This window comes from Flavitalea flava (assembly GCF_054461575.1).
In genome coordinates this window covers 53,827-79,004 of sequence record NZ_JBTLQH010000002.1, presented here as the reverse complement: position 1 = coordinate 79,004, position 25,178 = coordinate 53,827, and the positions used below count along the sequence as shown (strand labels likewise).

The following is a 25,178-nucleotide window of genomic DNA, read 5'->3' as shown; positions in this document are numbered from 1 at the left end:
ACTCAACTTGTCCCTTGTCATCATTGGAGTTTTTGTCAAGGGTGCTAATAAGATGCCATCTTGTAATTTATTGGAATTCATTTGTTTAGATAGTGTCTTCCAATGGAAATGTACGTTAACGATACAGCAGACCGTATCGTTAACGTACATGGTGGCTCGTGTTGGCACAGAAAGGAGTAATTTGTGTCTTAAACGGAAGCACCTTTCATGACATTTTCGGCATTGGCTTTAGTGGTAGCAGCGGCCTTATTACATGCGATCTGGAACCTGACCGTCAAACAGGTAAAGGGCAGTCTTCCTTTTTTCTGGCTGGTATCTATAACCTCGGCAGTACTTTTTCTCCCTTTTTTGATCTATCAGCTTCGTTACGAGCATATCTCTTACGGAAAGGTGGCCCTGGGTTTCGGATTGGGTAGTGCTATCCTGCATCTTTTCTATTTCCTGGCCTTACAGATAGGTTACCGGAAAGCTGATCTTTCTGTCGTTTATCCGGTAGCGAGAGGAGCAGGTCCTTTATTTTCAGTAATTGGCGCTGTTCTATTGTTCAGAGAAAGACCAGGATTATGGTCCATTGCCGGTATCCTTATGATCATTTCGGGGGTGGTGATAATGACGGGGTTTAAGATCAAAAAAGGAACGCCGGTGATGAAGGGAATAGAATACGGTTTGCTGACCGGGATTTTTATTGCCTCCTATACCTTATGGGACAGGGCAGGGGTGGTAGATCACCAGGTTTCCGCCGTTTTGATCAGTTTTGCTTCCATGATTTTTCCCATGCTGTTGCTATTGCCGGTCTCCCTCCGGAAAAAAGAGGAAGTCAAACTCGAGATCAAAACACATTGGAAACAGATAGTAGTGGTGGCTGTTTTTCAACCCTTGTCCTATCTGTTGGTCCTGGCCGCCATGAAAACAACCCCGGTGACGTATGTTGCCCCGGTAAGGGAACTCAGTATCGTTTTTGGGGTATTCTTCGGTATTCAGTTTTTAAAAGAGAAGGACAGCCTGCGTCGGCTGATCGCCGCCTTGATCATTCTGGCAGGAATCGTGGTTCTGGCTATGAGCTGAGAACCCAAACAGTTAACCTGCCTGAAATAAACCGGCAGACCAGCCATACCAGGATCTTTTCTAACGTATCAGTACAAAACTTCCCTTCCTCGAAAAAACACCGCCCGTCGGACATTCCATTTCCACGAAGTAAACATAAGTTCCGGATGGACATCTTTGGCCTTTAAACGTTCCATCCCAGCAGTGCTCCCGTTCTCCGGAAATAAAATTGTTGCGTTCATAGACTTTTTCACCGGACCGGTTAAAGATGGCCATATGTTTGATAATGGAGATCCCCTTTATAATAAAAACATCGTTCACGCCGTCGTTATTTGGCGTAAAGGCATTGGGGATTCTTACCCTGGCCTCTTTGCAATCGACTGCAACGACCATCGTATCGGAGGCCTTACAACCATACTGATTTTTTACCATTACGGTATATTCAGTGCTGGCCAGCGGGGTGCAGAGGGGAGAGGCACAATGGTAACAATTCAGGTATTTTTCCGGAAGCCAGTTCCATTGTGTCACATCATCGCTGCCCGTGGGCGTAAGGGTGGCATCGTAACCGGCCTGAACGATTATATCAGGACCTGCGGTTACCGTCGGCAGGGGCCGGACTGTTACCGAAACATCTACTTTGTGTATGAAACAATAATGTTCATCGGAAGCCTGTACCGTATAGGTCGTCGTAAGGTAAGCCAGGGCTACCGGGTTGGGTATTCCGGTATTGCTCAGACCTTCGGTATTATTGATCCATTGATAGAGCGTTTCTCCGCTGGCTGTCAGTTGAGAGGACTCTCCAAAACATACCGTATCGTTGGGGCTGACCTTTAAGTTTCCGGGTGGAGTAACCTTTACGGTCACCGGCGCCGTATTCTGGCAACCGATATCATCTTTTACCGTAAGAAGATAATCGGTTGTGACCGCAGGCGAGGCAACCGGGTTGGAAATACTATTATCATTCAAACCGGTGGCAGGTGACCAGGAATAGAACTTTGCTCCATCTGCCTCTAACGGAACGGACTTACCCAGGCAGATCCATGGGTCCTTTGGTAAAATGGTGGCGACAGGATTGGGTCTTATCTTAATGGCTCCCTGCAGCGTGGTATCTTTGACACAACCATCGTTATTTTTCATGAGCAGGGTGGCCGTATACGATCCTGCGGTCAGGTATTGATGTTGGGCGTTCCCATCCGGGCTGGGAACGAGACTTCCATCGCCGAAGTCCCAGGTATAGGAACTCGCGTCGACCACGGACGACGTTAAGGCTATCGTACTGCCGATACAATTCTCGGCAGGGGCTTTAGGCAGTGTAACAACCGGGTCTCTTATAATGATGGAATCGATATACTTACCCTGGATGCCGTTATAGGCAAATACATTTAGCGTAACGATATATTTTCCCGGTTTCTCGTAAACATGACTTGGGTAATTAACATTATCCGCCGTATTGCCATCCCCAAAATCCCAGGTCACCCGGATATAATTATAGGAAGTATTTACAAAGGAAACCCTCAGCGGCGGGCAGCTGCCTGCCACATAGGATGAATTGAACCCGAAGGCAGAATTAAAATTCCGTACGATTATCGTCACCGGGGTGGCAGTCGAACTGCAAGGCAACGTTGGATTGCTGGCTGTCATCTTTACGATATAAGTGCCTGGTACGGGATAAGTATGCGAAGGATAGGCATCCGGGGAGGTGGAGCCGTCCCCAAAATCCCAGCTATACACGGTCCCCGAATTTCCATAATCGTTGGTATAATTATAAAAATATACGGTTGTATTGAGATGGACATCTGTACCGGAAGGGGAGAAGGCCGCCTTGGGTCCGTTTACACTGATATATTGCGCAGGACCATTCGTCGAGCAACCGGCTTTATCGGTGATCAGTAAGGTGACCGGATAATTTCCGGGGTTAGCATACGTATGCGTAACTATGCCCCCTTTATCCTTGGTTAGCGTCTGTCCGTCACCAAAATTCCACTGCCGGGAAAGGATGGGATTATCGGGGGTGGAAGTAGAATTGTCCTGTAACTGTACCGGTGACTGGTAACAAAGCTTATCGGCGACGACCTGTAGGGCGCTGTTGGCTCCTTTTACGGTCAGAGGCATAAAATTAGTTGTGTCCTGGCATCCAAAAACATAACTGGTCAGGATGAACCGCAGATTTTTTTGGCCGATCGTAAAATTATTCAGCATTCCGTTATAGGTGGTAGTCCAGCGGTAATCATAACCCTGGTCCGACCGGCTTCCGTCAAAATTACTGCCGTCCCCGTATTGCGCACCCTGGAAATAATAACCGGAATAATAATAGCCGGTATAAATCACATCGCTTTGGTAAGGATTTTTGTCCAGCTTTGTGATCTGCATGGCCACTGGTGTATTACTGCAAACCGATGCCGGTGTTCCGGTCAGTAAGGGGTTTTGTTTTATCAGCACATATACCGGTGAAGGATCGCCGGCGCTCAATGTACATTGACCGTTCGTAGCGGTCAGTGATACGGAATATTTGCCCGTTTTGGTATAGGTATGTTTGACTGTAGTCTGGTCTCCCGGAGTGATCAGGGTACTTCCATCACCAAAATTCCAGGTAATCGAGGTTGCCAGAACCGATGCCTGCGTGAATGTCACTTCCCCTCTTGTTTTATCGCAGGTATTGGTATGCCCGGTTATCTGCGGGAACGGAGGTTTGACGGTCACCGTTTTGGTAATGGTCGTATCACAGCCACCGGCATTCCTGGCATATAGTTTAACCGTGTAATCTCCTACGGCTGCGTAATTATGGGAAGAATTGGGGCTGCCGCTATAGGAAGACCCGCCATCCCCGAAATCCCAGTTGAAGGTATTGATGTAATAATTATTCGCGGTGGTAGTGAAGTTTACGCTATTCGAACCACAGACAGGATTGGGATTGATAGAAAAATCGATTTTTAATCTCGGATCGATGATTACCGTACTATAATAGGCTGTTCCCTTACATCCGGCCTTTGTCGTATAATTCAACGTGGCGCTATACCTGCCGATGTTGAGATAGGTATGGGTTGGCGACAGGTCTGTAGACGTATTGCCATCTCCGAGGTTCCAGTTCGCCGTAGCCACCGGGTCGGAAGAGTTGGCGATAAATGTAACGGCTATGGGTACTGTACAGGTTGCCGGGTTGGCCGGATTCGTATAAATGGTTACCGGTGGCGGCGGATAAAGGCTGTATTGCGTAAAAGTTACCGTTCCTGTACAGCCGTTCACGGTAGTATAATTCAGCGTGACGATATAACTCCCCGTGTTTTTAAAAGTATGCGTGGGGCTGGCATCCGTCGAAGTGCTGCCATCCCCAAAATTCCATTTTGTAGAAGCCAGCGGTTCCGAGGAATACGTACTGAAGGTATTGGTAAGGAGCGTAGTACAGGAAGACAGCGTACCTCCACCAGCGTAAAGGCTGACGGTAGGGCGTGTTATCTGGATATATTGAGAGATGGTATTGGTGCAGCCATCCGCATTGGTCATCTGCAGCCAGATTAAATAGGATCCATCACTGGTATAGGTGAATGTCGGGGCCTGAATAGTTGAACCGATCCGGGGGCCATTGTAATACGTATAATTAAAATCCCAGGCCCATTTGACCGCCCCTGCTGTAGGGTCATTAAATTTTACGGCTACCGGTGTTCCGCATTTGCCCTGGATATCAGCGGAGAACGGGCTCGGATTTGGAATGTCTTTAACCGAAATGGGCTGACTGGCCGATTGCGGACAGGTTCCAAAAGTATTGCTCAGGGTGATCGTATGTGCCCCAATCGTTGAAAAAGAGGTGTACAAGGTCCCATAATTATACTGGGGTGAACCATCTATCAGCCATACACTATTATCCGGAGTTGGCGAGCTCTGACTCGTAAAGGAAACCTGGCTTCCCTTACAGATAAGAGGGGGGGCCGAAATGGAAGTACTGTAATTAGCCACATTGACGGGGTTGTTCAGCGTGGTGGTGAGGGTACAGCCTTCTGAACTGTGGACCTTCATACTCACGGCAAAATTTCCTTTTTTATTAAAAACGTAGGTAGGATTTTTTTGCGTCGAAGTATGACCGTCGCCGAAATCCCAGGTATAATCCAGGGTTCCCGGCCCGGCGCTGTAATTCGTAAATTGAATAGGATCGGAAATAAGACAGAGCACCCTTTTATCAGCCGTGAAATTTGCGGTCAGGGCGGGGATGATCGTGACAATATTGTTTTTGTGCAGGGTACTGTGACAGCCATAAATATCGGTAACCGTCATACTGGCGGAGGCCGTCTGTTCAATTGCATAGGTATAGGATGGGTTGCCGTTATATTCCTGGGTCGTTGATCCGTCTCCAAAATCCCAGGTATAGCTGGCAATGCTGCCTGTTCCGGGGGTTGCCTTGCCGACGAAGGTAACGGGCATGCCCAGACAGGTTTTTGAAGGGGCAACCGTAAAATCCGTGATTACCGGCGGTTTATAGACCGTAACCTGCTGCGTCCGGGTAGAGGTATTACCTCCATCTGTAACGGTAAGGATAACCGTATAGCTTTTTTCTGCCGTATATACCGCTCCTCCGTTGAGTAAGGCAGAAGAATTTCCGTTGCCGAAATCCCATTTATACACCGCATTTGCCGAGGCCCCCGTCGTTAAATTGGTAAAATTGATGACCAGGGGGGAACAGCCGCCGGGCTTGTCCATAGAAAAATTGGCATTTACCTGTGCGTGTACGGAACCAGTAAATAATAATACAGCACTGAATAATAGTACAGAACTAATAATTAGTAAGGGCTTCCCCATTAACAGACGGAATAGGCGTAAGGAGAAATAGTGTAAGGTTTTAATTGGCTGGTGCCACATTGGTTCTGGGTGTATGCTGGGTTCTGAGTGTATGCCGGGTTTCTGGGTTTGCTGGCGTAAGATAAATATTAAGGCCGGAAAAGGCAAATTCAGCGTATACCTTTATTTGGCAAGGAGTTATTAAGTTAAAATGTAATATAGGAGCAGGTCTGTCCAGGTTTATTCCAACCTTGCCCATCGGCAAACCATTTAACGGGTCAATAACGCGAGGGCCTGTTTGAAGCGTGATTAAAATTCTTAGATTTAAGGGTTATCCCAAAACCTGGCAATCCCCTTAAACCTGGCAATCATTATAAACCTTAAATCTTACAACGATGAAAATAGCTTTTACGATTGTCCTTGTATTTTCGCTCCTGGGATCCTCCTACGCTCAAACCGCCAATGCTCAAAAGATTGTTCGGTATTGTGAAATAATTTGTGTACAAAAATTTACTATTTATAAAGCTAAAATACAAATCGATACAGGAGCGCCTGACCCCATCTATTCATTTAAAGATACCTCTGTCCTGGCTGATTTGAAGAAGGTCAATGTATTTACTACCAGAATCGATGCCATAAATTATATGACCCGTCTTGGGTGGGAATTAGTTAACACTTCTGTTGAAGGGAATGTCCATTTCTTTCTCTTTAAACGATCTTTTGACCTGGAGGAATTGAAAAAACTATAGAAGTAAAAAACTATCCATTCTTTTTATTCGTAATTTTAGTCTATCATTTCAGTGGACTAAAGTGATGAGCTAAAACAAACCATCTGATAATCAATAAATAATCATTTATGAGCCAGTCAATTGTATTACAGCAGGAGAACAGATGATATCATCCGCGGGTTATTGGCCAAAAGCCTGGCTACTGCATCGGTAGATGAAAAAGGCTGGAAGAACGTGACCGAAGAAGGCGGATCGGCAGAAGCGCAGCACATTTCCTTTCTCACCATCAGTAACCAGGCGGCCAGTATATTGGAGGATGTACAAAGGATAAAGAACCATCCGCTTGTACCGGCATATATTCCTGTCTACGGATACATCTATGATGTAAAGACAGGTAAATTGATCGAAATACCCGAGGCTACGAAGGCTGGAAGGGCAAGGTAAGCTTCGTGAATCTCCTGGCCGATCTTTCGGCTTAGCCTGATCCTCTGAGACTTATGAAAAAAATAATCTCCCAAACAGGCAAAAAAAATTTTGTAGAAATAATTTAGCCCTTATCTTTGCACTCCTTTAGAAGGAAAAACAAGGTGAAAGGGAGTTTAGCTCAGCTGGTTCAGAGCATCTGCCTTACAAGCAGAGGGTCGGCGGTTCGAACCCGTCAACTCCCACCAAGAGGTCCCATCAGGGACTTTTTGATTTAAAAGAATTAAATTTAAGGATTGTTGATGTCTCTGTAGCTCAGTTGGTAGAGCAATTGACTCTTAATCAATGGGTCGACGGTTCGAACCCGTCCGGGGACACAAAGCCTCGCACATAGTGCGGGGTTTTTGCATTTTGGAGGATTGGAGATCTTGATCTCCGATTCGGAAAAAGGTAAAAACTAAATGAGCGAAGCGAATGGAGGCTTTGAGTAAGGCCAATGCGCTTCGGATCGCCGAAGGCAACCCGTCCGGGGACACTGAAAATGAAGCACTTACGAAGTAAAATTTGTAGGTGCTTTTTTATTATTGTTCGGTCAACTCACCTGTAAATAAACCATGAACTCCACCTCCATCTCCTGCTTCGATACTGCAAAAGGCAATTCTCAGTTTCCCGTTTACATGTGATACATATATTTTTTGCCCGTTTGCATAGCTGCTAAAATAATAAGGTCCGTAAATGCAGTTCATGTTGATAAGATTCGCATCCTGCTGCAGATCGGAAATGGGGGAGTCGGTGGTATAGTATATACCGTCCTTAGGCTCTGTATTTCCATAGTATGAATTAAATACAAAATTGTATTCCGGGAACCCCATCCCTGCATAAGCGGATACCAAAATGGCACTATAGCTGGTACTGTAACTCTTTGTAACCGAAACCGCATTAAAATCCGGCAGGCCTGCCGTAGAAGTTATTTGATTATTGTTCAAATTGCAGGAAGGAGTACCCTGATTGAATTGAACGCGAATATAAACACTGTCGGTATAAGAGTTGCAACCTGGCACAGAAGCTGTACAGTAATACCAGCCGGATTGTTTTATTTTAATCTCCGGAATGGTTACACTATTCGAACCGGTATAACCATGGTATGAAAAATTATTGGGGCCTGACCATTCATACGACAGGTTAATTTGATTGGCGTAAATCGTTAGATCGTCCCCGGCAAAGGGTATTGAATCTTTGGGCGTAAGTCGCAGACCGACAAAACAACCGTTGCTGTTCATTTTTTTTTGACATCCAAATAATAAAATTGCGGCAAGAAGGGCTAAGTAGATTTGTCTGCTCATGTTGGGAAATAGTTAATGTGATCTTTAAATTTTTACTTTAGGATAGGTATTGATGCAGATAATCTGAGATTAGTCAGGACATTGGACACATCGTCAACCAGAGGCTTTAAAATCAGATCTAGATTTCCTCTTAATTCCAATATTACAGGGCCGAAATTATATTGTACCCCAGCGTTACAATGAAAACCATATAACCATGCGCTGGTCACATCGTCACTCAGGTCATACGTGGATTGATAAGAAGTTTTGATCGTTTTATACAAAATGGCCACACCTCCGCCAATATAGGGAATAATCTTTTTTTCGTCGGCATCCCCTCCCAACAAAACTTTTCCGCCCATTTGGCTATATATATAAGAGAACTTGCGGGTAATGGGTACTGAGCCTAAAGGCACACCATTGGCATTGTATATATCTGCCGTTCCGTCAGAAAGTGATTTTGAAAAATAGGAAACATCCAGATACAGAATGGTCCTATCGTCGTCTTGAATATGTTCCAATTTTAAGGTAGGACCTGTTCCCCTGAATTTCATACTGGCTCCTGGTATATTGAACGTTCCAAAACCTCCGCCCAGGTAAGTTTGTGAATTTGCAGAACCAGTAAATAAAAAAATACCGAACGAACAAAGAACAACAGATAAGATACGGAGCATGTTTATAGGGATTTTAGGAGCCCTCAAACATAATGAATTATTTTAGTTGTTACTAGTCAGTTATATAAAAACTGATTAATTGCCCGGAATTTCCAGCAGTTCTTACAACAACTCCCCGATATGATGCTGTATATTATGGGCGATCTTATCGGTAGGCACATCATTGGGATCGCCGCCAAAAGGATCTTCGATCTCTTCCCCGATCAGTTCGAGACTGGCCAGCACATAAAATACAAAACCCGTAACCGGCGCCGCGAAATACCCCAGGTTTAAAACCAGGCCGAAGGGGAGGCTCATGACATAAACAAAGAGAAATTTTTTGATAAAGGAGGCATAAGAAAAGGGGATAGGCGTATTCTTAATTCGTTCGCAGGCGCCGCAGATATCCGTAAAGGCCTGCCATTCGTTGTTTAACACGATCAGCTGATCCCCGCTGATTCGCCCCGCGCGATGCAGATCCATGATCTTTTGATACATCATCCGGGCGAGTTGATTGGGCACATGTTTTTTGTGATCGATCTGGTCCATCAGAGCAGGATTATTTTCAAAAAGTTCGATCCGGGTGAACTCATTGCGCAGATGGTCCCGCAGCGCTGACGCATAGGCGGGAATCGTCTTTCGGAAAAAACTAAGATTTTCCTCGTCCTCTTTTCCCAGGATAACCGACAGTTTGATGGCCAGGTTACGACTGGTATTGACCAGGGCTCCCCATTGTTTGCGACCTTCCCACCAGCGGTCATAGGCCGTATTCGTGCGGAAAACCAACAGCATGGAAATTACGAAACCCAGCAAAGAATGCAATTGGGTGATATTACGAACCTGGCTGTTCTCCGAGAGCTTAAGTACGCTGACTTCCAGGTAGGCTACTGCCCAGGCATAGGCGCATATGGCCATGATCAGCCAGAATAATTTTCGAAAAGTATCTGCTTTATGGAACCTGATAATAAACGAAAACCATTCTTTGGGATTATAATCGATCATATCTGCCGTTTGCCCTCAAAGATAAGCGGTTTTAGTCCTTTAGTTTTCCTGTCACTGCAGAGATAACTTTTAACTTATCCAGCACCTGCAGCAGGAAAAAGGCAGCGATCACCACGCAGACCAGGGCGATCATGGTTACCGCATAATATTTCAGACTCCATTCCAGGGCGATCTTGACCCGGTAGAATAAGCCGATTTTGGTACCAGGCGTCCCTTCGAACAGGGAGAACCGCAGGGTGCAAAATTCGTTTTCCGTATTGTAATTCCCCAGGTCAACGCCTAATTCCTGTAACAGGGTTTCCTTTTCCAGGATCTTTTCATTGAGTTCGACAAAATCGCTGATAGCCCCGCCTTTGTTCTTCAGGTCGTTTAGCGAACCCAGAATCTTCTCCAGAGATGCTTTTTTGGCATTCAGCTGCCGGTATTCATTGGTTTTATCGGTCTTGGTGATGGTGGTGGAACGAAGAAGGCCGATTTTCTGAACAGCCAGGTACAGCGTATCAAAAGAGGAAGGGGTAATACCGATAGAAAGATAAAGTTCCCGGTTACCTTTTTTACCCTGGCCCTGTTCGTACTGGATCGGGGCATTAAAGGCTGCGGCAGTTTTGCGGATCAGGGCCTCGTCCTCTTCGAAGTGCAGTGTTTTGGATTGAACGGTAGCCGTCTTTTCGTATTTCTGGGAGGATGCACTGCCGGTTTGGGAGGGTGGGGTACTAGGTCCGTTACTGTAGGTATTGGAAAATTTTTCCGAGGCATAATTTTTTCGCTGGTTCTGAAGCATTCCGAAAAAATCACCGCCGGATTGACTCGCGAACCCTGTTTCATCGGTCCGCATTCCATAAAATCCATATAATAGGCGAAACAGGAATAAAACGACGAACAGGCTGACCATCCAGAGGGAAAGTCTGAAGAGTCTTTTGCGGAAAGGGGTTGGCATAATAGTCAAAATTTAGGTTGAGTTAGGCCCCTAAAGATCGTGTACTGCTTCTTAAAAAATCCTTAATAATTTAATCCTAAATTATAATCTTATAATCTGCCATCTTAATTCGCTTTCCAGCTATCGTTCGCCCTGTTTCCATCCGGCAGCAACTTATCGGGATCCAGTGTCACGGTGGACAAGGCCTGTCCGCCCGGCAGCCGCAGCACATGCGTTCCGGATTGCAGCCAGGTTTCCACGGGTACGGAGATACGTTCCTTACTACCATCCTTCCGTACAAGCTCCAGCGTAGTGGGCAGGGCCATCCGGTCCAGGTTGACGATAGTGATCTCTATGCCTTTGGCCGGATCGTTACCGGTATATTGTACATTCAGTATGGCCTGGTCGAAAGACCAGTTTTGGAAATACCATTCCCGCCAGAACCAGGAAAGGTCTTCACCGGCTTCATTATCCATCGTGCGGAAAAAATCGTAAGGAGAGGGGTGGCGATAGGCCCAGTTCTGTATATAACGGTGGAAGGCGTAGTCAAAACGATCATGGCCCAGGATCACTTCCCGTAAAAGCACCAATCCGAACGCAGGTTTATAGTAAGCCATCGGATGACGGTATTTCTCGGGAATGGCATCTGCGCGCGTTATCATGACCGGGGCGGCAGGGTCCTTCAGCAGGGCGGTAATTTCATCGGCGGGATTGCCGCCTCCCGGCGCATATTCGCCATCGCGTTTGGGGGCATATTCGCCTTTATTAAAAAGATCGGAGGCGTAAATATCGATAAAGGTATTGAACCCTTCGTCCATCCAGGGATAGGTGCGTTCATCGGAACCTAGGATCATGGGGAACCAGTTGTGGCCGATCTCATGCGCGGTGACCCAGTACAATTCCTTGCCTTTGTCGGTGATCCCGTCGAATACAATGCCGGGGTATTCCATCCCTCCGGCGATCCCGGCTTCATTGACCGCTACCGGGTAAGGATAAGGGAACCAGGTGGTGGAAAAATATTCCATGGAGCCTTTCAGATATTCCGTGGCCCGTCCCCAGGCGCTGTCACCTGCACTTTCCACGGGATAAACAGACATGGCCAGGGATTTTTTACCTTCGGGCATATTAGCCCTGGCGGCATCCCAGATATAGGCCCTGGATGCGCCGAAGGCAACGTCCCGGGTATTGTACATCTTAAAATGCCAGGTCAGGGTGCCTTTATTGACGGGACGGCTGGCCGGATCGTTGAGTTCTGCTGCGGACCGGATCATGACCGTATTATCGCTTGCTTTGGCGGTATTCAGCCTGGTAATTTGTTTGGTGGTAAGGACCTGCCCGGGATTCTGTAATTCGCCCGAGCCGGCTACGATCATATCCCAGGGGAGGGTGATCTTATAATCGAAGTCGCCATATTCACAATAAAATTCCCCGCTGCCCAGAAAGGGAAGTGTATTCCAGCCCTGGCGGTCATCATACACGCACATGCGCGGATACCATTGGGCGATCTCATAGATCTTTCCGTTTCGGGTGGATACATAATCTGTCCGGTTCCCAAAATCGCCGGGAACGGTATAATGATAGCGGATGGATATATTGATATTACCCCCGGCTGCCGGCAAGGCCTTCTTCAGGCGGATCTGAAGACGGGTATCGTTTACGATATAATCGGCGGGATATAGCTGTCCGCCTTGTTCCAGCGTAACGGATTCCAGTTCATAACCTTTGGTGAACCGGGTGCTGGCATAACCGGTAAAAAAATTGGACCGGGCCTCCTTCCGGTAGGTGTTCTGATCCATTTGCAACCATAGGGAATGCAGGGTATCGGGACTGTTATTCGAATAATGAATGGTTACCTTCCCTGCCAGGACATTGGTAACGGTATCCAGGCTGGCCTGAATCGTATAATCGGCCCGGTTCTGCCAGTAATTGGCGGCGGGTGCGCCATTCGCATTACGGAGTTTCTGGCTCTGTCCGGGATAAAATCCCGGGACAAACAAAGCGTGTGGGTCATAACCCCTTTCCTGGGCCTTCAGATCCGACAGACCAATAAAAAAACAAAGGATAAGAGGAGATAATGTAAAGAGGGGCAGCGATGCCAATCGAACGAAGAACCGGAACCTTAACATGGGGTTATAAATTTACCTGTTGCAATATAGTAATTTTATCAGGCAACGCGGGGAGCCGCTGTTTTGTTTATTTTCGTGTCCGGGTACCGGACATCATCCGATACCGGACATCATCCGGGTACTCCCGGCGAACTTTAATTATCAGGTATGGCAGACAAACAACAAAAACCCTCCAGCTATTGTGAGGCCATCAAAAGAATGGATAAGGGTAACGTGCATATTCATTATCACGATAAAGAATACGGGTTTCCCATTGAGGATGATAATGGCTTATTTGCAAGACTGGTACTGGAGATCAACCAGGCCGGCCTGTCGTGGACGACGATCCTGAATAAAAAAGATAACTTTTTCCGGGCCTACGATGACTTTGATATAAGCACCGTCGCTAATTACGGCCAGCGCCAGATAGATCGGCTCCTGAACGATGCGGGTATCATCCGGAACAAACTAAAGGTCAATGCCGCTATCGAGAATGCCCGTAAGATCAGGTCCCTTCAAAAGGAATTCGGATCCTTTAAACATTGGCTGGATATGCATCATTTGCTCACCAGGGAAGAGTGGGTGGCTCTGTTTAAAAAGAACTTCCGTTTTACGGGTGGCGAGATCGTCGGAGAATTTTTAATGAGCAGCGGTTATTTAGCGGGTGCGCATATAGAAAGCTGCCCCGTCTATAAGAAAGTGCAGAAGCACAAACCAATGTGGATGACTAAAAAGAAATAATGAAAATTCCATTGCAGTTCGGTAAAAAAGCATCGTTCGTCCTCAGACTGCTTGTTGTCTGGTTCCTGATCCATATCCTTTATATGACCATTGACGGGATGCGTAATTCGAAAGGCAAAGCCGACATTGCCATTGTTCTGGGTAACCGGGTGGATAAGGATAGCAGTCTTTCCCCGGTATTGCAGGGCAGAGTTGACAAGGCGCTGAAATTATACCGGGAAGGCCGCGTCCGGGAAATCTTTGTCAGCGGAGGCAGCGGCGAATATGGAGTGCCGGAAGGAACGGCCATGAAAAGATACCTGGTCAGCCAAAAGGTACCGCCGGAAAAAATCATAGTCGATAATAAGGGGGATAATACCTATCTGACGGCGGTTAATTTTAATGCACTCAATGAAAAACATCATTATGCTTCCGCTTTTGTGGTGTCTAGTTTTTATCACATTACCCGATCCAAATATATCATTCGTAAACTGGGATATCCAACGGTATATGGAGAGTCTTCCGATTCTTTTTATTGGAACGACACCTATGGTATTTTAAGGGATTTTGTAGCGTTCTACAAATATGTCCTTTTTTATTAAGCCAGGCCTTAATTCATTTGCAGGACAGGCAGGCGGTAATGAAGACCATCCACGACAAAAAGCTCGTTGATCTCGATATCCCAGAACTTGAACAGCGGCGATTTGGACAGATAGTTTTCTACGGACTCCTTATCTTCAGCGGAGAAGGTGATCCAGACCCGCTGGGTTTCCATACTTACCACATAATGGTCAATAATCCCTTTTTCGATTAACCGGTTAATGTATAAGCGGTGAGGGGGAACGAGCGTTGAAAACTCATCGTTCATTTCAAACTGGATAATAACCTGGAACTTTCGCATCGGCATCAGTTGAGTGATCATAACATATACTAACAAACCTTCCAAAGGATTGTTCAAAAGGCATATGGCAGCTGGCGTTTACAATTTCCAATCGATCACCTGGTTTACCCAATTCTCCTGGTAGGGAGTGGTGACCTTGATGTAGTTATCCGTATAACCTTCCATCATGGGCGTTTTTACATGGCCTTCCAGCAAGACCTTACGGGTCTGGCCATCATGTTGCCGGGTAAAATATTGCATTTTCTGATAGGATAAGTTGCGGAGCAACTTATTCCGGTCATGGCGGATATTGGGGGGGACAACGGGTTTTATTTCCAGGGCCTTGGTCTGGTCTCTTTCAGAATACGTAAAAACGTGAAAATAAGATGCCTCGAGTTCATGCAGGAATTGAAAAGTTTCGTTAAAATGCTCCTCCGTTTCACCGGGAAAACCGACGATCACATCTACACCGATGGCGCAATGCGGCATCAGTTCCTTGATCAGTTTCACTCTCGATGCGTAAAGATCTCTTTTATATCGTCTCCGCATCAGAGCAAGGATACGGTCGCTGCCGCTCTGAAGCGGTATGTGAAAATGCGGCATGAATTTTTTACTACCGGCCACCCATTCGATCATTTCGGGGGTAAGTAAATTGGGTTCGATAGAAGAAATGCGGAACCGCTCGATACCATCGATCTTATCCAACTCGCGCATCAGTCCGAAAAAATCCTCGTTCAGGTCCGGTTCGTCCTTACTGCCGGGTTTACCAAAATCACCCAGGTTCACCCCCGTCAGCACGATCTCTTTGACAGACCCGCCTTCGGCTAATTGTTTTACCTGTTTAACCGTACGGTCGATGGAATGGCTCCTGCTTTTTCCCCGGGCCATGGGAATGGTGCAGAAACTGCAGTTATAATCACAGCCGTCCTGGACCTTTAGAAAGGTACGGGTGCGGTCGTTCAGGGAATAAGTGGGATGGAATACGTTCACTTCATCGATATCGCAACTGCAGATCCTGGCCGAATCCCCTTTGGACAATTCCTTGAGATGCTGAACGATATTGAATTTTTCAGCAGCGCCAAGGACGAGGTCAACGCCGGGGATCGAGGCAATTTCCTTTGGTTTCAACTGTGCGTAGCAACCCGTTATTACCACCAGGCTTTCCGGTGCGTTCCGCTGGATCCGTCTGACCAGGTGGCGGCATTCTTTATCGGCATTATCCGTGACCGAGCAGGTATTGATCACATACACATCGGCCTTTTCTGTAAACTCCTTTTTTTCGAAACCTTCGTTTTCCAGCAGACGGGAAAGGGTAGAGGTTTCCGAATAGTTTAGTTTGCAGCCCAGCGTATGGAAGGCCACGCTCTTCGTTTTAGGTAGGTCAGGTATAAAACTATCCTCTTGGATCATAAAAGTATTCAATCAGCAAAGATACCTTTGGAAGGGCATATTACAAGGGATGGCCGTATCTTCATAAGGTGAAACAGGCATTGATAAGGATATTCCCACCGGTCTTCAGGGCGAAATCCCTGCGTTTCCTGGAAACCCCCTGGTTTTTTCAGGGGAAAAGGGCCCTGCTTCGATCCTTCATCCCGGCATTTGGATTTTTCCTCCTGCTGAATAGCCTGAACGGATGTCAGCAGCCTTCTTCCGGAGGCGATCAGCAGCAAGGGGGTCAGCACAAAGGTGATAAGCGGCAAGGTGATCAGCAAAAACAGGTTCCTTCCCAAAATCAAAAAGGCAAAGCCGGGAACAGGTCCCGGCAAAACGATGCCGCCCATGCGGCGGACGAGGTATTGGACCTGGATCCGATCGACCGTCAGGCGGAACACCTGATCTATACCCGACATGCCCGGTGCCGGATGGGATGCCGGCATATTACGGAAGTCGAGATCAGGGAGATCCTGCAGAATGGCGAGATCAACTATCATAAAAGCGAGCTCCGTTCCCATCCCGATCCAAAATACGCCCTGGAAGGACATACGAAGGAAGGGCAGCATCTGCGCGTCGTATTCGCTCCGTCGGACCGGGGCCTGGTGGTCATTACCTGTATTGAACTGGGAATTGAATGGCAATGCGATTGCCATTGACTATATTTGACACCCTTTATGTACGCCGAAGTCATCATACCGCTCGCCCTACCCAAAAACTATACCTGGACGGTACCGGAACGGTTACGTTCATTGGCCAAAGAGGGATGCCGGGTGGAAGTACAGTTAAAAAACAAAAAATACGCAGGGATCATCCGGCGTTTGCATACCGAGAAACCTCAGGCCTTCGAGCCAAAAGAGATCCTGAACCTGCTGGACAGCGAGCCGATCCTTCATCCGAACCAACTCCGGCTTTGGGAATGGATTGCCGGTTATTATCTCTGCAGTGAAGGAGAAGTGATGGCTGCCGCGCTTCCGGCCCATTTCAAACTTAGTTCAGAGACCGTTCTGGTCTTTAATGAGGAAATGGGCGACGATTTCTCCACCCTGGATCATGACGAATACCTGGTTGCCGAGGCGCTTTTGCTCAAAAAAGAGCTAAGGTTATCCGAAGTACAGCAGATCCTGGATTCTTCGCATGTTTATCCTGTCATCAAACGGCTGATCGAAAAAAAAGCCTGTTTTGTCTGGGAGGCATTAAAAGAAACCTATTCGGCCAAAAAAGAAAGTTATGTAGTGTTGAATACCGAATACGGGAGCGAGGAAAAACTGGCGGACCTATTGAATAACTGGAGCCGGGCGCCCAAACAAATGGAGCTCTTGCTAGCATATTTACATTTAGCCAAAACGGAGGGCGAAGTCACCAAACCGGCGCTATTGAAAAAATCGGGCGCTTCCGATGCCCAATTAAAAGGGCTGGTGGAAAAAAACATCGTCCGCATCGAAAAACGAAATGTAGACCGGATAAAATATCTCCCCCGTGACATCAAGATCGATTTTGACCTGACCCCGGCGCAGCAGCAATCCCTGGACGAGGTAATCCAGGCCTTCCGGGAAAAGCAGGTCTGTCTGTTGCATGGGGTTACGGCGAGCGGTAAGACCCAGGTCTATATCCGGCAGATCGAGGAGGTCATCCGGCAGGGCAAACAGGTTCTTTATCTTCTTCCCGAAATCGCCCTTACCTCGCAGATCATCCGGCGTCTGCAAAAACATTTTGGCGGTTATATCGGCATCTATCATAGTAAATTCAGCCAGAACGAAAGACTCGAGATCTGGAGCAAGATCCGGACGGGAGAGTTAAAGATCATTTTGGGGGCAAGGTCCTCCCTTTTTCTGCCCTTCGAAGATCTGGGATTGGTCGTGGTGGATGAGGAGCATGATGCCTCTTACAAACAACAGGAGCCCGCTCCCCGTTATCATGCAAGGGATGCGGCCATCTATTATGCTTCCCTTTTCCAGGCAAAAGTTCTTCTGGGCAGTGCGACGCCCTCTGTGGAGACCTATTACAATGCCTCTTCCGGTAAATATGGTTTGGTCAGTCTGCTCGAACGGTTCGGACAGGTAAAATTGCCTGATATAGAGATCATAGATACCAAAAAGATCATCAACAAGGATAAGAACAAGATCATCCTCAGCCCCCAGTTGCATCAGGAGATCGAACGATCCCTGTCGATGGGCAAACAGGTCATTTTATTTCAGAACCGCCGGGGATATTCTCCCTACCAGGTCTGTGAAGTTTGCGGATGGATACCGCAATGTAAAAACTGCGATGTCTCCCTTAACTTTCACAAACTGACCAATAAGCTGCATTGTCATTATTGCGGAACGGTCTATCCGCCATTGAATACTTGTGCGGCCTGCGGCAATCATAATTTTATTCAACGCAACTTCGGGACCGAAAAGATCGAAGAGCATCTGGAGGAAAATTTTCCCAAGGCCAAAGTAGCCAGGATGGATGTCGACAGCGTGCGGGGCAAAACGGCCCATGACAGCCTGATCCATCTGTTCGAGCAACAGCGTATAGACATTCTCGTGGGAACGCAAATGGTAGTGAAAGGACTGGATTTCGAACATGTCAACCTGGTGGGCATCCTGGATGGAGATAGTATCCTGAGTTTTGCCGATTTCCGGGTCAATGAACGGGCCTTTCAATTAATGGAACAGGTGAGCGGCCGGGCCGGTCGGAAGGATGGCGAGGGAAAAGTCCTCATTCAGGTCGCCAACACGCATCATCCCGTATTGGGTTATGTGCGGTCGCATAGTTATGCCCTGTTTTTTCAGAACGAAATTCCTGCGCGGCAAAGCTTCCTGTATCCGCCCTTTTCCCGGATCATCATGATCACCTTCAAACACAAGGACAAGGAAGTGGTCCATTCGGCCGCCTTCTTTTTTGCCAATAACCTCAAACAGGAATTCGGGAAATATATCGTAGGCCCGGCAGAACCGGTAGTCGCCCGTATACGCAACCAGTTCCTGATGGAGATCCTGCTCAAATTACCCAAGGACGGCCATACCATCTCCTATGCCAAACAGGTCATCGGCCAGCAAACCGCCATCCTGCATAATCACCCCAAATTCAAAAGCGTCGTCATCATTCCTGATGTGGATGCGGTATAGAGGCCGATAAATTTTACGAAATTTATTTCGCCTTTTGAGCCGGAGTAAATTTTACGACCTCATTTTTAATGGGTTTCAAACTTTTTAAATACCGGTAAATAGCGGCAAGATCTTCATTGGTCATTTTGCCATACATATTCCAGGGCATCACCGTGTTGAAGGCTCCCGGCTCAACAGGCTGCGGTTTATAAGCAGAATCGGCATAGATCTGGAATCGGGCGAGAAATGCTGCTTCTGTCCAGTTTCCGATTCCGGAGGAAATATCCGGTGTCAGGTTGGAGGACCGCACTATGGAGCCATCCGGCATCTTAAATTCCCTTCCGCCGCCAAAAGCGAGTTCCTGAATAACTTTGCCTTTATCGACCTGGCTATGGCATTCAATACAGGCGGAGGCATTGACCATATATTTTCCATAGTCCAGCTGTTCGGAAACTGCGGGTCTTTTCTGTGGATTGGCCTTAGCCGGGATCGTATTGATGATAAAACTCATCGGAAAATCGGAGACCGATTCCGGGACTTGATTTTGAATCGGGGCAAGATTACGGATATAGGCGATAATGCTATTGATATCTTCCGGGTCCATTTGCCCATAATGCTGGTAGGGCATGACGGGGAACATGGCCCTGCCTTCTTTGGTCACACCGGTAGTGATCAAACGGACAAGCTCTCCGTCCGTATAACGGCTGATGCCGGCAGGTGTAATATTCTTAGAATAATAGACACCCGGAAAACCTACGCTTTGGTCAAATCGTTCGCCCCCCTTGCCCAAAGATCCTTCGGTTAAAGGCCCCGCAAATCTACTCCAGTCACGGGTGGAATGACAATCCATGCAGACGGCGACATGGTTTGCCAGGTATTTACCGCGGTCTATCCGCTCCGGTGAATATTCGATCTTTATCACCGGCGCTGCTCCAACATTTGGAAGGGCTGTTTTGACATAGATCAGTAAACCGGAGAGGACCAGAATGAGAACCACCAGAACAGCGCCAATAATTTTTGCAATTTTTTTCATGTAACTATTTGATTGTTAATGTGTAGGGTGAATAAATACCCTACAGGTCATAGATAGGAGAGTACTTATGTATTGATTTGCAAGATATATTCTATTAACCTTCTGAACCAAGGGCGGATACAATTTTTCGTAAAGATCTGGTTCAACCTTTGGAAATAAGATCCATCATCTCCGCATACTCACAGACCTGTATCCCGTAAGCACTGGGGATATTCAGCGTTGAAGCCACAATCATGGCCAGCGCCACATCAGATGCTTCGATGGGCCGGTATTTGAGCAGTTTTCCCTTAAAAAGGAAAGACAAAGGTTTCATAACGACCTTGCTGATCCTCTCCATAAGTCTTGGATCCTTCCGCGGGCCCATGAGCAGGGAAGGGCGCATCAGGTAAATCCTGCCGAAGGGGAGTTTTTTCAGTTGTTCTTCGACCTCGCCTTTTAGCCGGAGATAAAAATTCTTTGATTGGGGATTAGCCCCAACGGCGGAGACAAGCATATAACGGAAGATACCGTTCTCAATAGCCAGGCGTGCCACATTCACGGGTATATCATAATCGATTTCCCGATAGAGTGATTTATCGCCTTTTACCTGTTTCATGGTGGTTCCGATACAGCAAAAAATAGTCAGGCCCTCTCCCAGCGATTCCTTTAGGGTGGTAAGGTTCTTGAAATCCACGATCCGGCTTTCCAGCTTCGGGTCTTCCCGGTCATAAGGTCTTCTGACCAGTACCCTGACCCGGTCATAAAAGGGATCCTGCAACAGATGATCAACCAGCAGATTTCCTACCTGCCCGGTAGCCCCTAATACGATCGCAGTATTTGCTGGCATGGTTTTTTTATGGAAAAGTATAACCTTTTTCTGTTATAGCCTTCTTTTCGTTAAGCGGGTATTACGTATACTTGCATATGCGTGTATTACGTATACTTGCAAAGAAATCTAATAACCATGGAAATCAAAGAAAATATCTCCTTAAAACCTTTCAACACCTTTGGTATTGACGTAAATGCCAGTTATTATTCCACCTTTGCCAGCCAGGATGAACTGGGGCAATTGTTGAAATTCGCCAGCGGTACCAAAGGGCCTGTTCTTTTTTTAGGAGGGGGGAGTAATATCCTGTTTAACGGAAATGTCGATGGGTGGGTATTGCATAATGAGATAAAGGGAATAGAACAGGTGAGCGAAGATGATAACTATGTCTATGTGAAGGCAGGAGCGGGGGAGAACTGGCATCAGTTTGTCCTGTATTGTCTCCAACGGAATTGGGCGGGCGTGGAAAATCTTTCCCTTATCCCGGGAAACGTAGGGGCAAGTCCCATGCAGAATATCGGTGCCTATGGGGTGGAGATAAAGGATGTATTCTATGAATTGGAGGCCTGGAATCTGGAAGAGAAAAAAGTATACACCTTTAGTGTTAATGATTGTGAATTCGGGTACCGCGAGAGCATATTCAAACGAAAATACAAGGATCGGTTCGTGATCCTGAATGTTACTTTCCGGCTGAATAAAACTCCAAAATTCCATACCGAATACGGCGCCATTCGGGAAGAACTGGAGAAAGCAGGGGTTCAGGAACTGAGCATACAGGCTATCTCGGATGCAGTGATCCGGATCCGTTCATCCAAATTACCGGACCCTGCACAGATCGGCAACGCCGGCAGCTTTTTCAAAAATCCAACCGTAACGGCCGACCGTTTTACCGAGCTGCAGGAGCAATTTCCAGGTATCCCGGGTTATCCTTCTAATTCATCCTCCTCCACCCAGGCAGCCCTGGGCGCTGAAGAGGAAGAAGCCCCCGACCAGGCCGGGAGCGGAGTGGTAACCCCCTTCCCGGTAAAACTCGCTGCAGGCTGGCTGATCGAACAATGCGGCTGGAAAGGTTTCCGGCGGGGTGACGCGGGTTGCCATGCCCGTCAGGCCCTGGTTCTGGTTAACTATGGTCATGCCACGGGTAAAGAGATCTATGATCTTAGCCAGGAGATCCTCAAAAGCGTAGAGAAAAAGTTTAATATTGAATTGGAGCGGGAAGTAAATATCCTTCCGCCTGCCAAACCGAGGGATTTTCGTAACCAGCCTCTTAATTAAAATCCTCCCCTTCAAAATCCTCATCCGGGTTATTAAAGTTGCCCGAGCCCAGGTTAACCATCGATCCGATCAGGTCCTTGAACTCGATCCTTCCTTCCATAATTTTTTTACTGATCAACGAATACGCGGCAAGACCATGCAATACAAACTCCATAAGTAGCGCCGTTTCTTTTTCGTTGGCTTGTTTAAAAAACTTCTTTACCACGGAATGCAGACCATCTACTTTGTACAATTGCAGGATCTTTTCATCATCCTTGGTATTAAAGAAAAGATTGATCTGGTTTCCTTTATCGAACCAATGCGTGATGGATTTGAATGGATTCTCTTCCCTTGATTCCACTTTACGTTTCTTCAGTTGGTCCGGGTTCGGGAAATAATGGCTGAACTGGGTGCGGAAGGCTTTTTCCAGCAGATTAAAGGCTACCTGGTATGGTCCTTCCTGTTCCCCTTCGTATACGAGTTCGATCTTTCCGGTAATGGAGGGGACAATGCCCACGAGATCACTCATCCATACCTGCGTATCTTTTTCATTGTTAATGATGGCCCTTCGTTCGGCGGCACTGACGGCATTTTCAAAAGCCGCTATCGTCAGACGTGCGGAGACTCCGCTCTTTTTGTCAACGTATTCGCTGCTCCTGGCTTCGAAAGACACCTGCTCGATCAGTCTTTTGACCAGATCGCTGATGGTTACCCGGGATTTTTGATCGGCGTGAATATCCGCTTCCTGTTCAGTAATGGCCAGGGCGGTCTCGATGCTTTTTGGGTAATGGGTGAGGATCTGGCTTTCGATACGATCCTTCAGTGGCGTAACGATCGATCCCCGGTTCGTATAGTCTTCGGGGTTGGCGGTGAATACAAATAACATATCCAGGGGCATACGCAGTTTAAAACCCCGTATCTGGATATCGCCTTCTTCCAGGATATTAAAGAGCGAAACCTGGATGCGTGCCTGCAAGTCAGGGATCTCGTTGATCACAAAAATACCCCTGTTACTTTTGGGAATGATTCCGAAGTGGATCACCTGCTCATCGGCAAAATTGAGACGCAGATTGGCTGCTTTGATGGGATCGATATCTCCGATCAGATCGGCAACGCTTACATCGGGGGTAGCCAGTTTTTCGCCATAACGTTCGCTGCGGTGCAGCCAGGTGATGGGAGTAGCATCGCCTTTTTCTGCCAGCAGGTCCCGGGCATACTTGGAGATAGGAGCAGTGGGGTCATCATTGACTTCGCTGCCGGCGACCATGGGAATATATTCATCCAGCAAATCGATCATTTGCCGGGCCATTCTCGTTTTGGCCTGCCCGCGCAGACCCAGGAATAAAATATTATGACGGGACAGCAATGCTCTTTCCGTGTCCGGGATAACGGAATCCTCATAACCGATGATCCCGGGAAATGTACTTTCTTTATGCTGGAGTTTTTTAATAAGGTTGGTACGGATCTCTTCTTTTACGGACTTATGTACATATCCCGCTTTCTTTAAATCTCCCAGTGTCTTTACTTTTGAAATGTCCATTTTTTTGGCTTCCAGTTTTTTTTTAACTTATTTTCTAATAAACCGTCTTTCGTTTACCGCTTTCAAAATCCCGGAAGATAAAGGCCCCCAGGTGATCGAGTGAAGCGAAAAAGGCTTTTCCATTATTGGTCTCGGTAAATTCAGTTACAAAACGTTGCAGATAGGGATCGCTGGCGATCATAAAGGTCGTGATCGGGATCTTCAGTTTTTTGCATTGGGCGGCCAGGTTCAGACACCGGCTGGTGATCTTCCGGTCCAGCCCAAAACTGTTCTTATAATAACGTTTTCCTATTTTCAGACAGGTAGGTTTGCCATCGGTGATCATAAAGATCTGTTTATTCGCATTCCTTCTTCGCCGCAGGATGTCCATCGCCAGTTCCACCCCTGCGACTGTATTGGTATGATAAGGCCCCACCTGCAGATAGGGGAGGTCCTTGATCTCAACCGGCCAGGCATCATTCCCAAAGACAACGATATCCAGGGTATCCTTTGGATACTTGGTGGTGATCAGTTCACTGAGCGCCATAGCCACCTTTTTGGCAGGTGTGATCCGGTCTTCCCCGTAAAGGATCATGGAATGGGAAATATCGATCATCAGCACTGTGGAGGTCTGTGATTTATAATCCATTTCCCGGATCTTCAGATCGTCTTCCTGCATATTAAAACTATCGATGCCATGATTGATCTGGGCATTTCGGATGGACTCCGTAAAATCGATCTGTTCCAGCTGATCGCCAAAACGGAATGGCCGGCTTTCGGGATTCATTTCATCTCCCTGACCGGGTTTATAGGTAATGTGATTCCCTTGTTTGGTCTTTTTTAATTTACCGAAGATCTCTTCCAGCGAACGTTTACGGATACCCTGCTCGGTCTTGGGGGTGATCTTGATCTCTCCGGTTTGATTATTCTCGTCGATATATCCTTTGTCTTTCAGATCATCGATAAAATCCCCCATGCCATAATCCTTGTCCGATAACTGGTATTCTTTGTCCAGCTGGTTCATCCATTGCAAGGTTTCGCTTACATCCCCGTTGGTATAACTGAGGAGTTGCATAAATACGTCGAGCAACTGGTCAAACTTGGATTTGTCCTGTTCATTGGGGTCGTATCCGGTAAAATGGAACCCTATCATACACGCAGCCTGTTTTGAATGAATGAGAAAAATAATTTACAATAACCCTCCGGCTGATCTGTCTTTATCCCCCTTAAAAATTAACCTGAAATTGGATAATGTAGTAAAATCGGATAAAATGGTTCCGGATACCTAAATGATAAAATATATACGGGAAATCAGACCTTCCGATTTATTCCACAAGCTTTGGCTGGTCCGGTCCGGGTCATTATGTATTCCCGTTTCTGGTGCTCCGGATTGGGGTATTTCGGATTTTTCAACCCATCCCCGGTGCACATCTGATTGAAGTTAAGGATAATTTTGTAACTCCCCTATACCTCCAATACCC

General features: G+C 47.0%; 20 protein-coding genes and 2 tRNA genes. 10 read left to right on the top strand and 12 right to left on the bottom strand.

Annotation, left to right across the window (positions count from 1 at the left end; translation table 11 throughout):
* The first annotated feature begins 207 nt into the window (after window positions 1-207).
* The gene (locus ACX0G9_RS02905) at window positions 208-1,065 is read left to right on the top strand and encodes a DMT family transporter (RefSeq protein WP_459063344.1); all 858 of its coding nucleotides are present in this window, start codon (window positions 208-210) and stop codon (window positions 1,063-1,065) included.
* A gap of 60 nt (window positions 1,066-1,125) precedes the next feature.
* Here the strand turns inward: ACX0G9_RS02905 and ACX0G9_RS02900 are convergent, their stop codons facing one another.
* Window positions 1,126-5,733, bottom strand: a complete 4,608-nt coding sequence (locus tag ACX0G9_RS02900) for a gliding motility-associated C-terminal domain-containing protein (RefSeq protein WP_459063343.1) — start codon at window positions 5,731-5,733, stop codon at window positions 1,126-1,128.
* 473 nt (window positions 5,734-6,206) lie between these two features.
* On the opposite strand from ACX0G9_RS02900, the gene ACX0G9_RS02895 reads away from it, so the two are divergent.
* From ACX0G9_RS02895 to ACX0G9_RS02880, 4 genes are all read left to right on the top strand, one after another.
* On the top strand, window positions 6,207-6,560 hold the full coding sequence (locus ACX0G9_RS02895; protein ID WP_459063342.1) for a hypothetical protein: 354 nt from the start codon (window positions 6,207-6,209) through the stop codon (window positions 6,558-6,560).
* Window positions 6,561-6,680: 120 nt separating this feature from the next.
* A complete protein-coding gene (locus ACX0G9_RS02890; protein ID WP_459063341.1) occupies window positions 6,681-6,983 on the top strand; it encodes a carbonic anhydrase in 303 nt (100 codons plus the stop codon).
* 149 nt (window positions 6,984-7,132) lie between these two features.
* A tRNA-Val gene (locus ACX0G9_RS02885) sits at window positions 7,133-7,210 on the top strand.
* Between the two features lie 56 nt (window positions 7,211-7,266).
* Window positions 7,267-7,339: transfer RNA gene (locus ACX0G9_RS02880), tRNA-Lys, on the top strand.
* A 204-nt stretch (window positions 7,340-7,543) separates the two neighbouring features.
* On the opposite strand, the gene ACX0G9_RS02875 is transcribed toward ACX0G9_RS02880, so the two are convergent.
* The 5 genes from ACX0G9_RS02875 to ACX0G9_RS02855 all read right to left on the bottom strand — a co-directional run bounded on the left by ACX0G9_RS02875 (window position 7,544) and on the right by ACX0G9_RS02855 (window position 12,981).
* Entirely contained in the window at window positions 7,544-8,242 is a 699-nt protein-coding gene (locus ACX0G9_RS02875; RefSeq protein ID WP_459063340.1) for a hypothetical protein, read from the bottom strand.
* 95 nt (window positions 8,243-8,337) lie between these two features.
* The gene (locus tag ACX0G9_RS02870) at window positions 8,338-8,958 is read right to left on the bottom strand and encodes a hypothetical protein (protein ID WP_459063339.1); all 621 of its coding nucleotides are present in this window, start codon (window positions 8,956-8,958) and stop codon (window positions 8,338-8,340) included.
* Between the two features lie 102 nt (window positions 8,959-9,060).
* Window positions 9,061-9,939 carry a bestrophin family protein gene (locus ACX0G9_RS02865; RefSeq protein ID WP_459063338.1) on the bottom strand — a complete coding sequence of 293 codons (879 nt, stop codon included), beginning with the start codon at window positions 9,937-9,939 and terminating at the stop codon, window positions 9,061-9,063.
* 31 nt (window positions 9,940-9,970) lie between these two features.
* Window positions 9,971-10,876, bottom strand: coding sequence for a DUF4349 domain-containing protein (locus ACX0G9_RS02860; RefSeq protein ID WP_459063337.1), 906 nt, complete (start codon window positions 10,874-10,876; stop codon window positions 9,971-9,973).
* Between the two features lie 104 nt (window positions 10,877-10,980).
* The gene (locus ACX0G9_RS02855) at window positions 10,981-12,981 is read right to left on the bottom strand and encodes a M1 family metallopeptidase (protein WP_459063336.1); all 2,001 of its coding nucleotides are present in this window, start codon (window positions 12,979-12,981) and stop codon (window positions 10,981-10,983) included.
* 147 nt (window positions 12,982-13,128) lie between these two features.
* Between ACX0G9_RS02855 and ACX0G9_RS02850 the strand changes: the two genes are divergently transcribed.
* Both ACX0G9_RS02850 and ACX0G9_RS02845 read left to right on the top strand, forming a co-directional pair.
* On the top strand, window positions 13,129-13,701 hold the full coding sequence (locus tag ACX0G9_RS02850; RefSeq protein ID WP_459063335.1) for a DNA-3-methyladenine glycosylase I: 573 nt from the start codon (window positions 13,129-13,131) through the stop codon (window positions 13,699-13,701).
* Window positions 13,701-14,282: a YdcF family protein gene (locus ACX0G9_RS02845; RefSeq protein ID WP_459063334.1), complete on the top strand. Its 582-nt coding sequence runs from the start codon at window positions 13,701-13,703 to the stop codon at window positions 14,280-14,282. Before ACX0G9_RS02850 ends, ACX0G9_RS02845 begins: the two co-directional genes overlap by 1 nt.
* An 8-nt stretch (window positions 14,283-14,290) precedes the next feature.
* Here the strand turns inward: ACX0G9_RS02845 and ACX0G9_RS02840 are convergent, their stop codons facing one another.
* Together ACX0G9_RS02840 and mtaB are read right to left on the bottom strand one after the other, a co-directional pair.
* Window positions 14,291-14,581, bottom strand: coding sequence for a hypothetical protein (locus ACX0G9_RS02840; RefSeq protein ID WP_459063333.1), 291 nt, complete (start codon window positions 14,579-14,581; stop codon window positions 14,291-14,293).
* A gap of 78 nt (window positions 14,582-14,659) precedes the next feature.
* Entirely contained in the window at window positions 14,660-15,922 is a 1,263-nt protein-coding gene (gene mtaB, locus ACX0G9_RS02835; protein WP_459063332.1) for a tRNA (N(6)-L-threonylcarbamoyladenosine(37)-C(2))-methylthiotransferase MtaB, read from the bottom strand.
* 116 nt (window positions 15,923-16,038) lie between these two features.
* Between mtaB and ACX0G9_RS02830 the strand changes: the two genes are divergently transcribed.
* Window positions 16,039-16,650 (top strand): DUF4258 domain-containing protein, encoded by a 612-nt coding sequence (locus ACX0G9_RS02830; RefSeq protein ID WP_459063331.1) that lies wholly within the window; start codon window positions 16,039-16,041, stop codon window positions 16,648-16,650.
* A gap of 18 nt (window positions 16,651-16,668) precedes the next feature.
* A complete protein-coding gene (gene priA / locus ACX0G9_RS02825) occupies window positions 16,669-19,107 on the top strand; it encodes a replication restart helicase PriA (RefSeq protein WP_459063330.1) in 2,439 nt (812 codons plus the stop codon).
* Window positions 19,108-19,129: 22 nt separating this feature from the next.
* Here the strand turns inward: priA and ACX0G9_RS02820 are convergent, their stop codons facing one another.
* The gene (locus ACX0G9_RS02820) at window positions 19,130-20,119 is read right to left on the bottom strand and encodes a c-type cytochrome (RefSeq protein ID WP_459063329.1); all 990 of its coding nucleotides are present in this window, start codon (window positions 20,117-20,119) and stop codon (window positions 19,130-19,132) included.
* Between the two features lie 142 nt (window positions 20,120-20,261).
* Window positions 20,262-20,945 (bottom strand): NAD(P)H-binding protein, encoded by a 684-nt coding sequence (locus tag ACX0G9_RS02815; RefSeq protein ID WP_459063328.1) that lies wholly within the window; start codon window positions 20,943-20,945, stop codon window positions 20,262-20,264.
* 117 nt (window positions 20,946-21,062) lie between these two features.
* Here ACX0G9_RS02815 and murB point away from each other — a divergent pair, with 117 nt between their 5' ends.
* On the top strand, window positions 21,063-22,199 hold the full coding sequence (gene murB / locus ACX0G9_RS02810) for a UDP-N-acetylmuramate dehydrogenase (protein WP_459063327.1): 1,137 nt from the start codon (window positions 21,063-21,065) through the stop codon (window positions 22,197-22,199).
* On the opposite strand, the gene ACX0G9_RS02805 is transcribed toward murB, so the two are convergent.
* Both ACX0G9_RS02805 and ACX0G9_RS02800 read right to left on the bottom strand, forming a co-directional pair.
* A complete protein-coding gene (locus tag ACX0G9_RS02805) occupies window positions 22,192-23,718 on the bottom strand; it encodes a sigma 54-interacting transcriptional regulator (protein WP_459063326.1) in 1,527 nt (508 codons plus the stop codon). The two genes, murB and ACX0G9_RS02805, sit on opposite strands and share 8 nt — an antisense overlap.
* Window positions 23,719-23,752: 34 nt before the next feature.
* Entirely contained in the window at window positions 23,753-24,850 is a 1,098-nt protein-coding gene (locus tag ACX0G9_RS02800) for a vWA domain-containing protein (protein ID WP_459063325.1), read from the bottom strand.
* Between the last annotated feature and the right edge of the window lie 328 nt (window positions 24,851-25,178).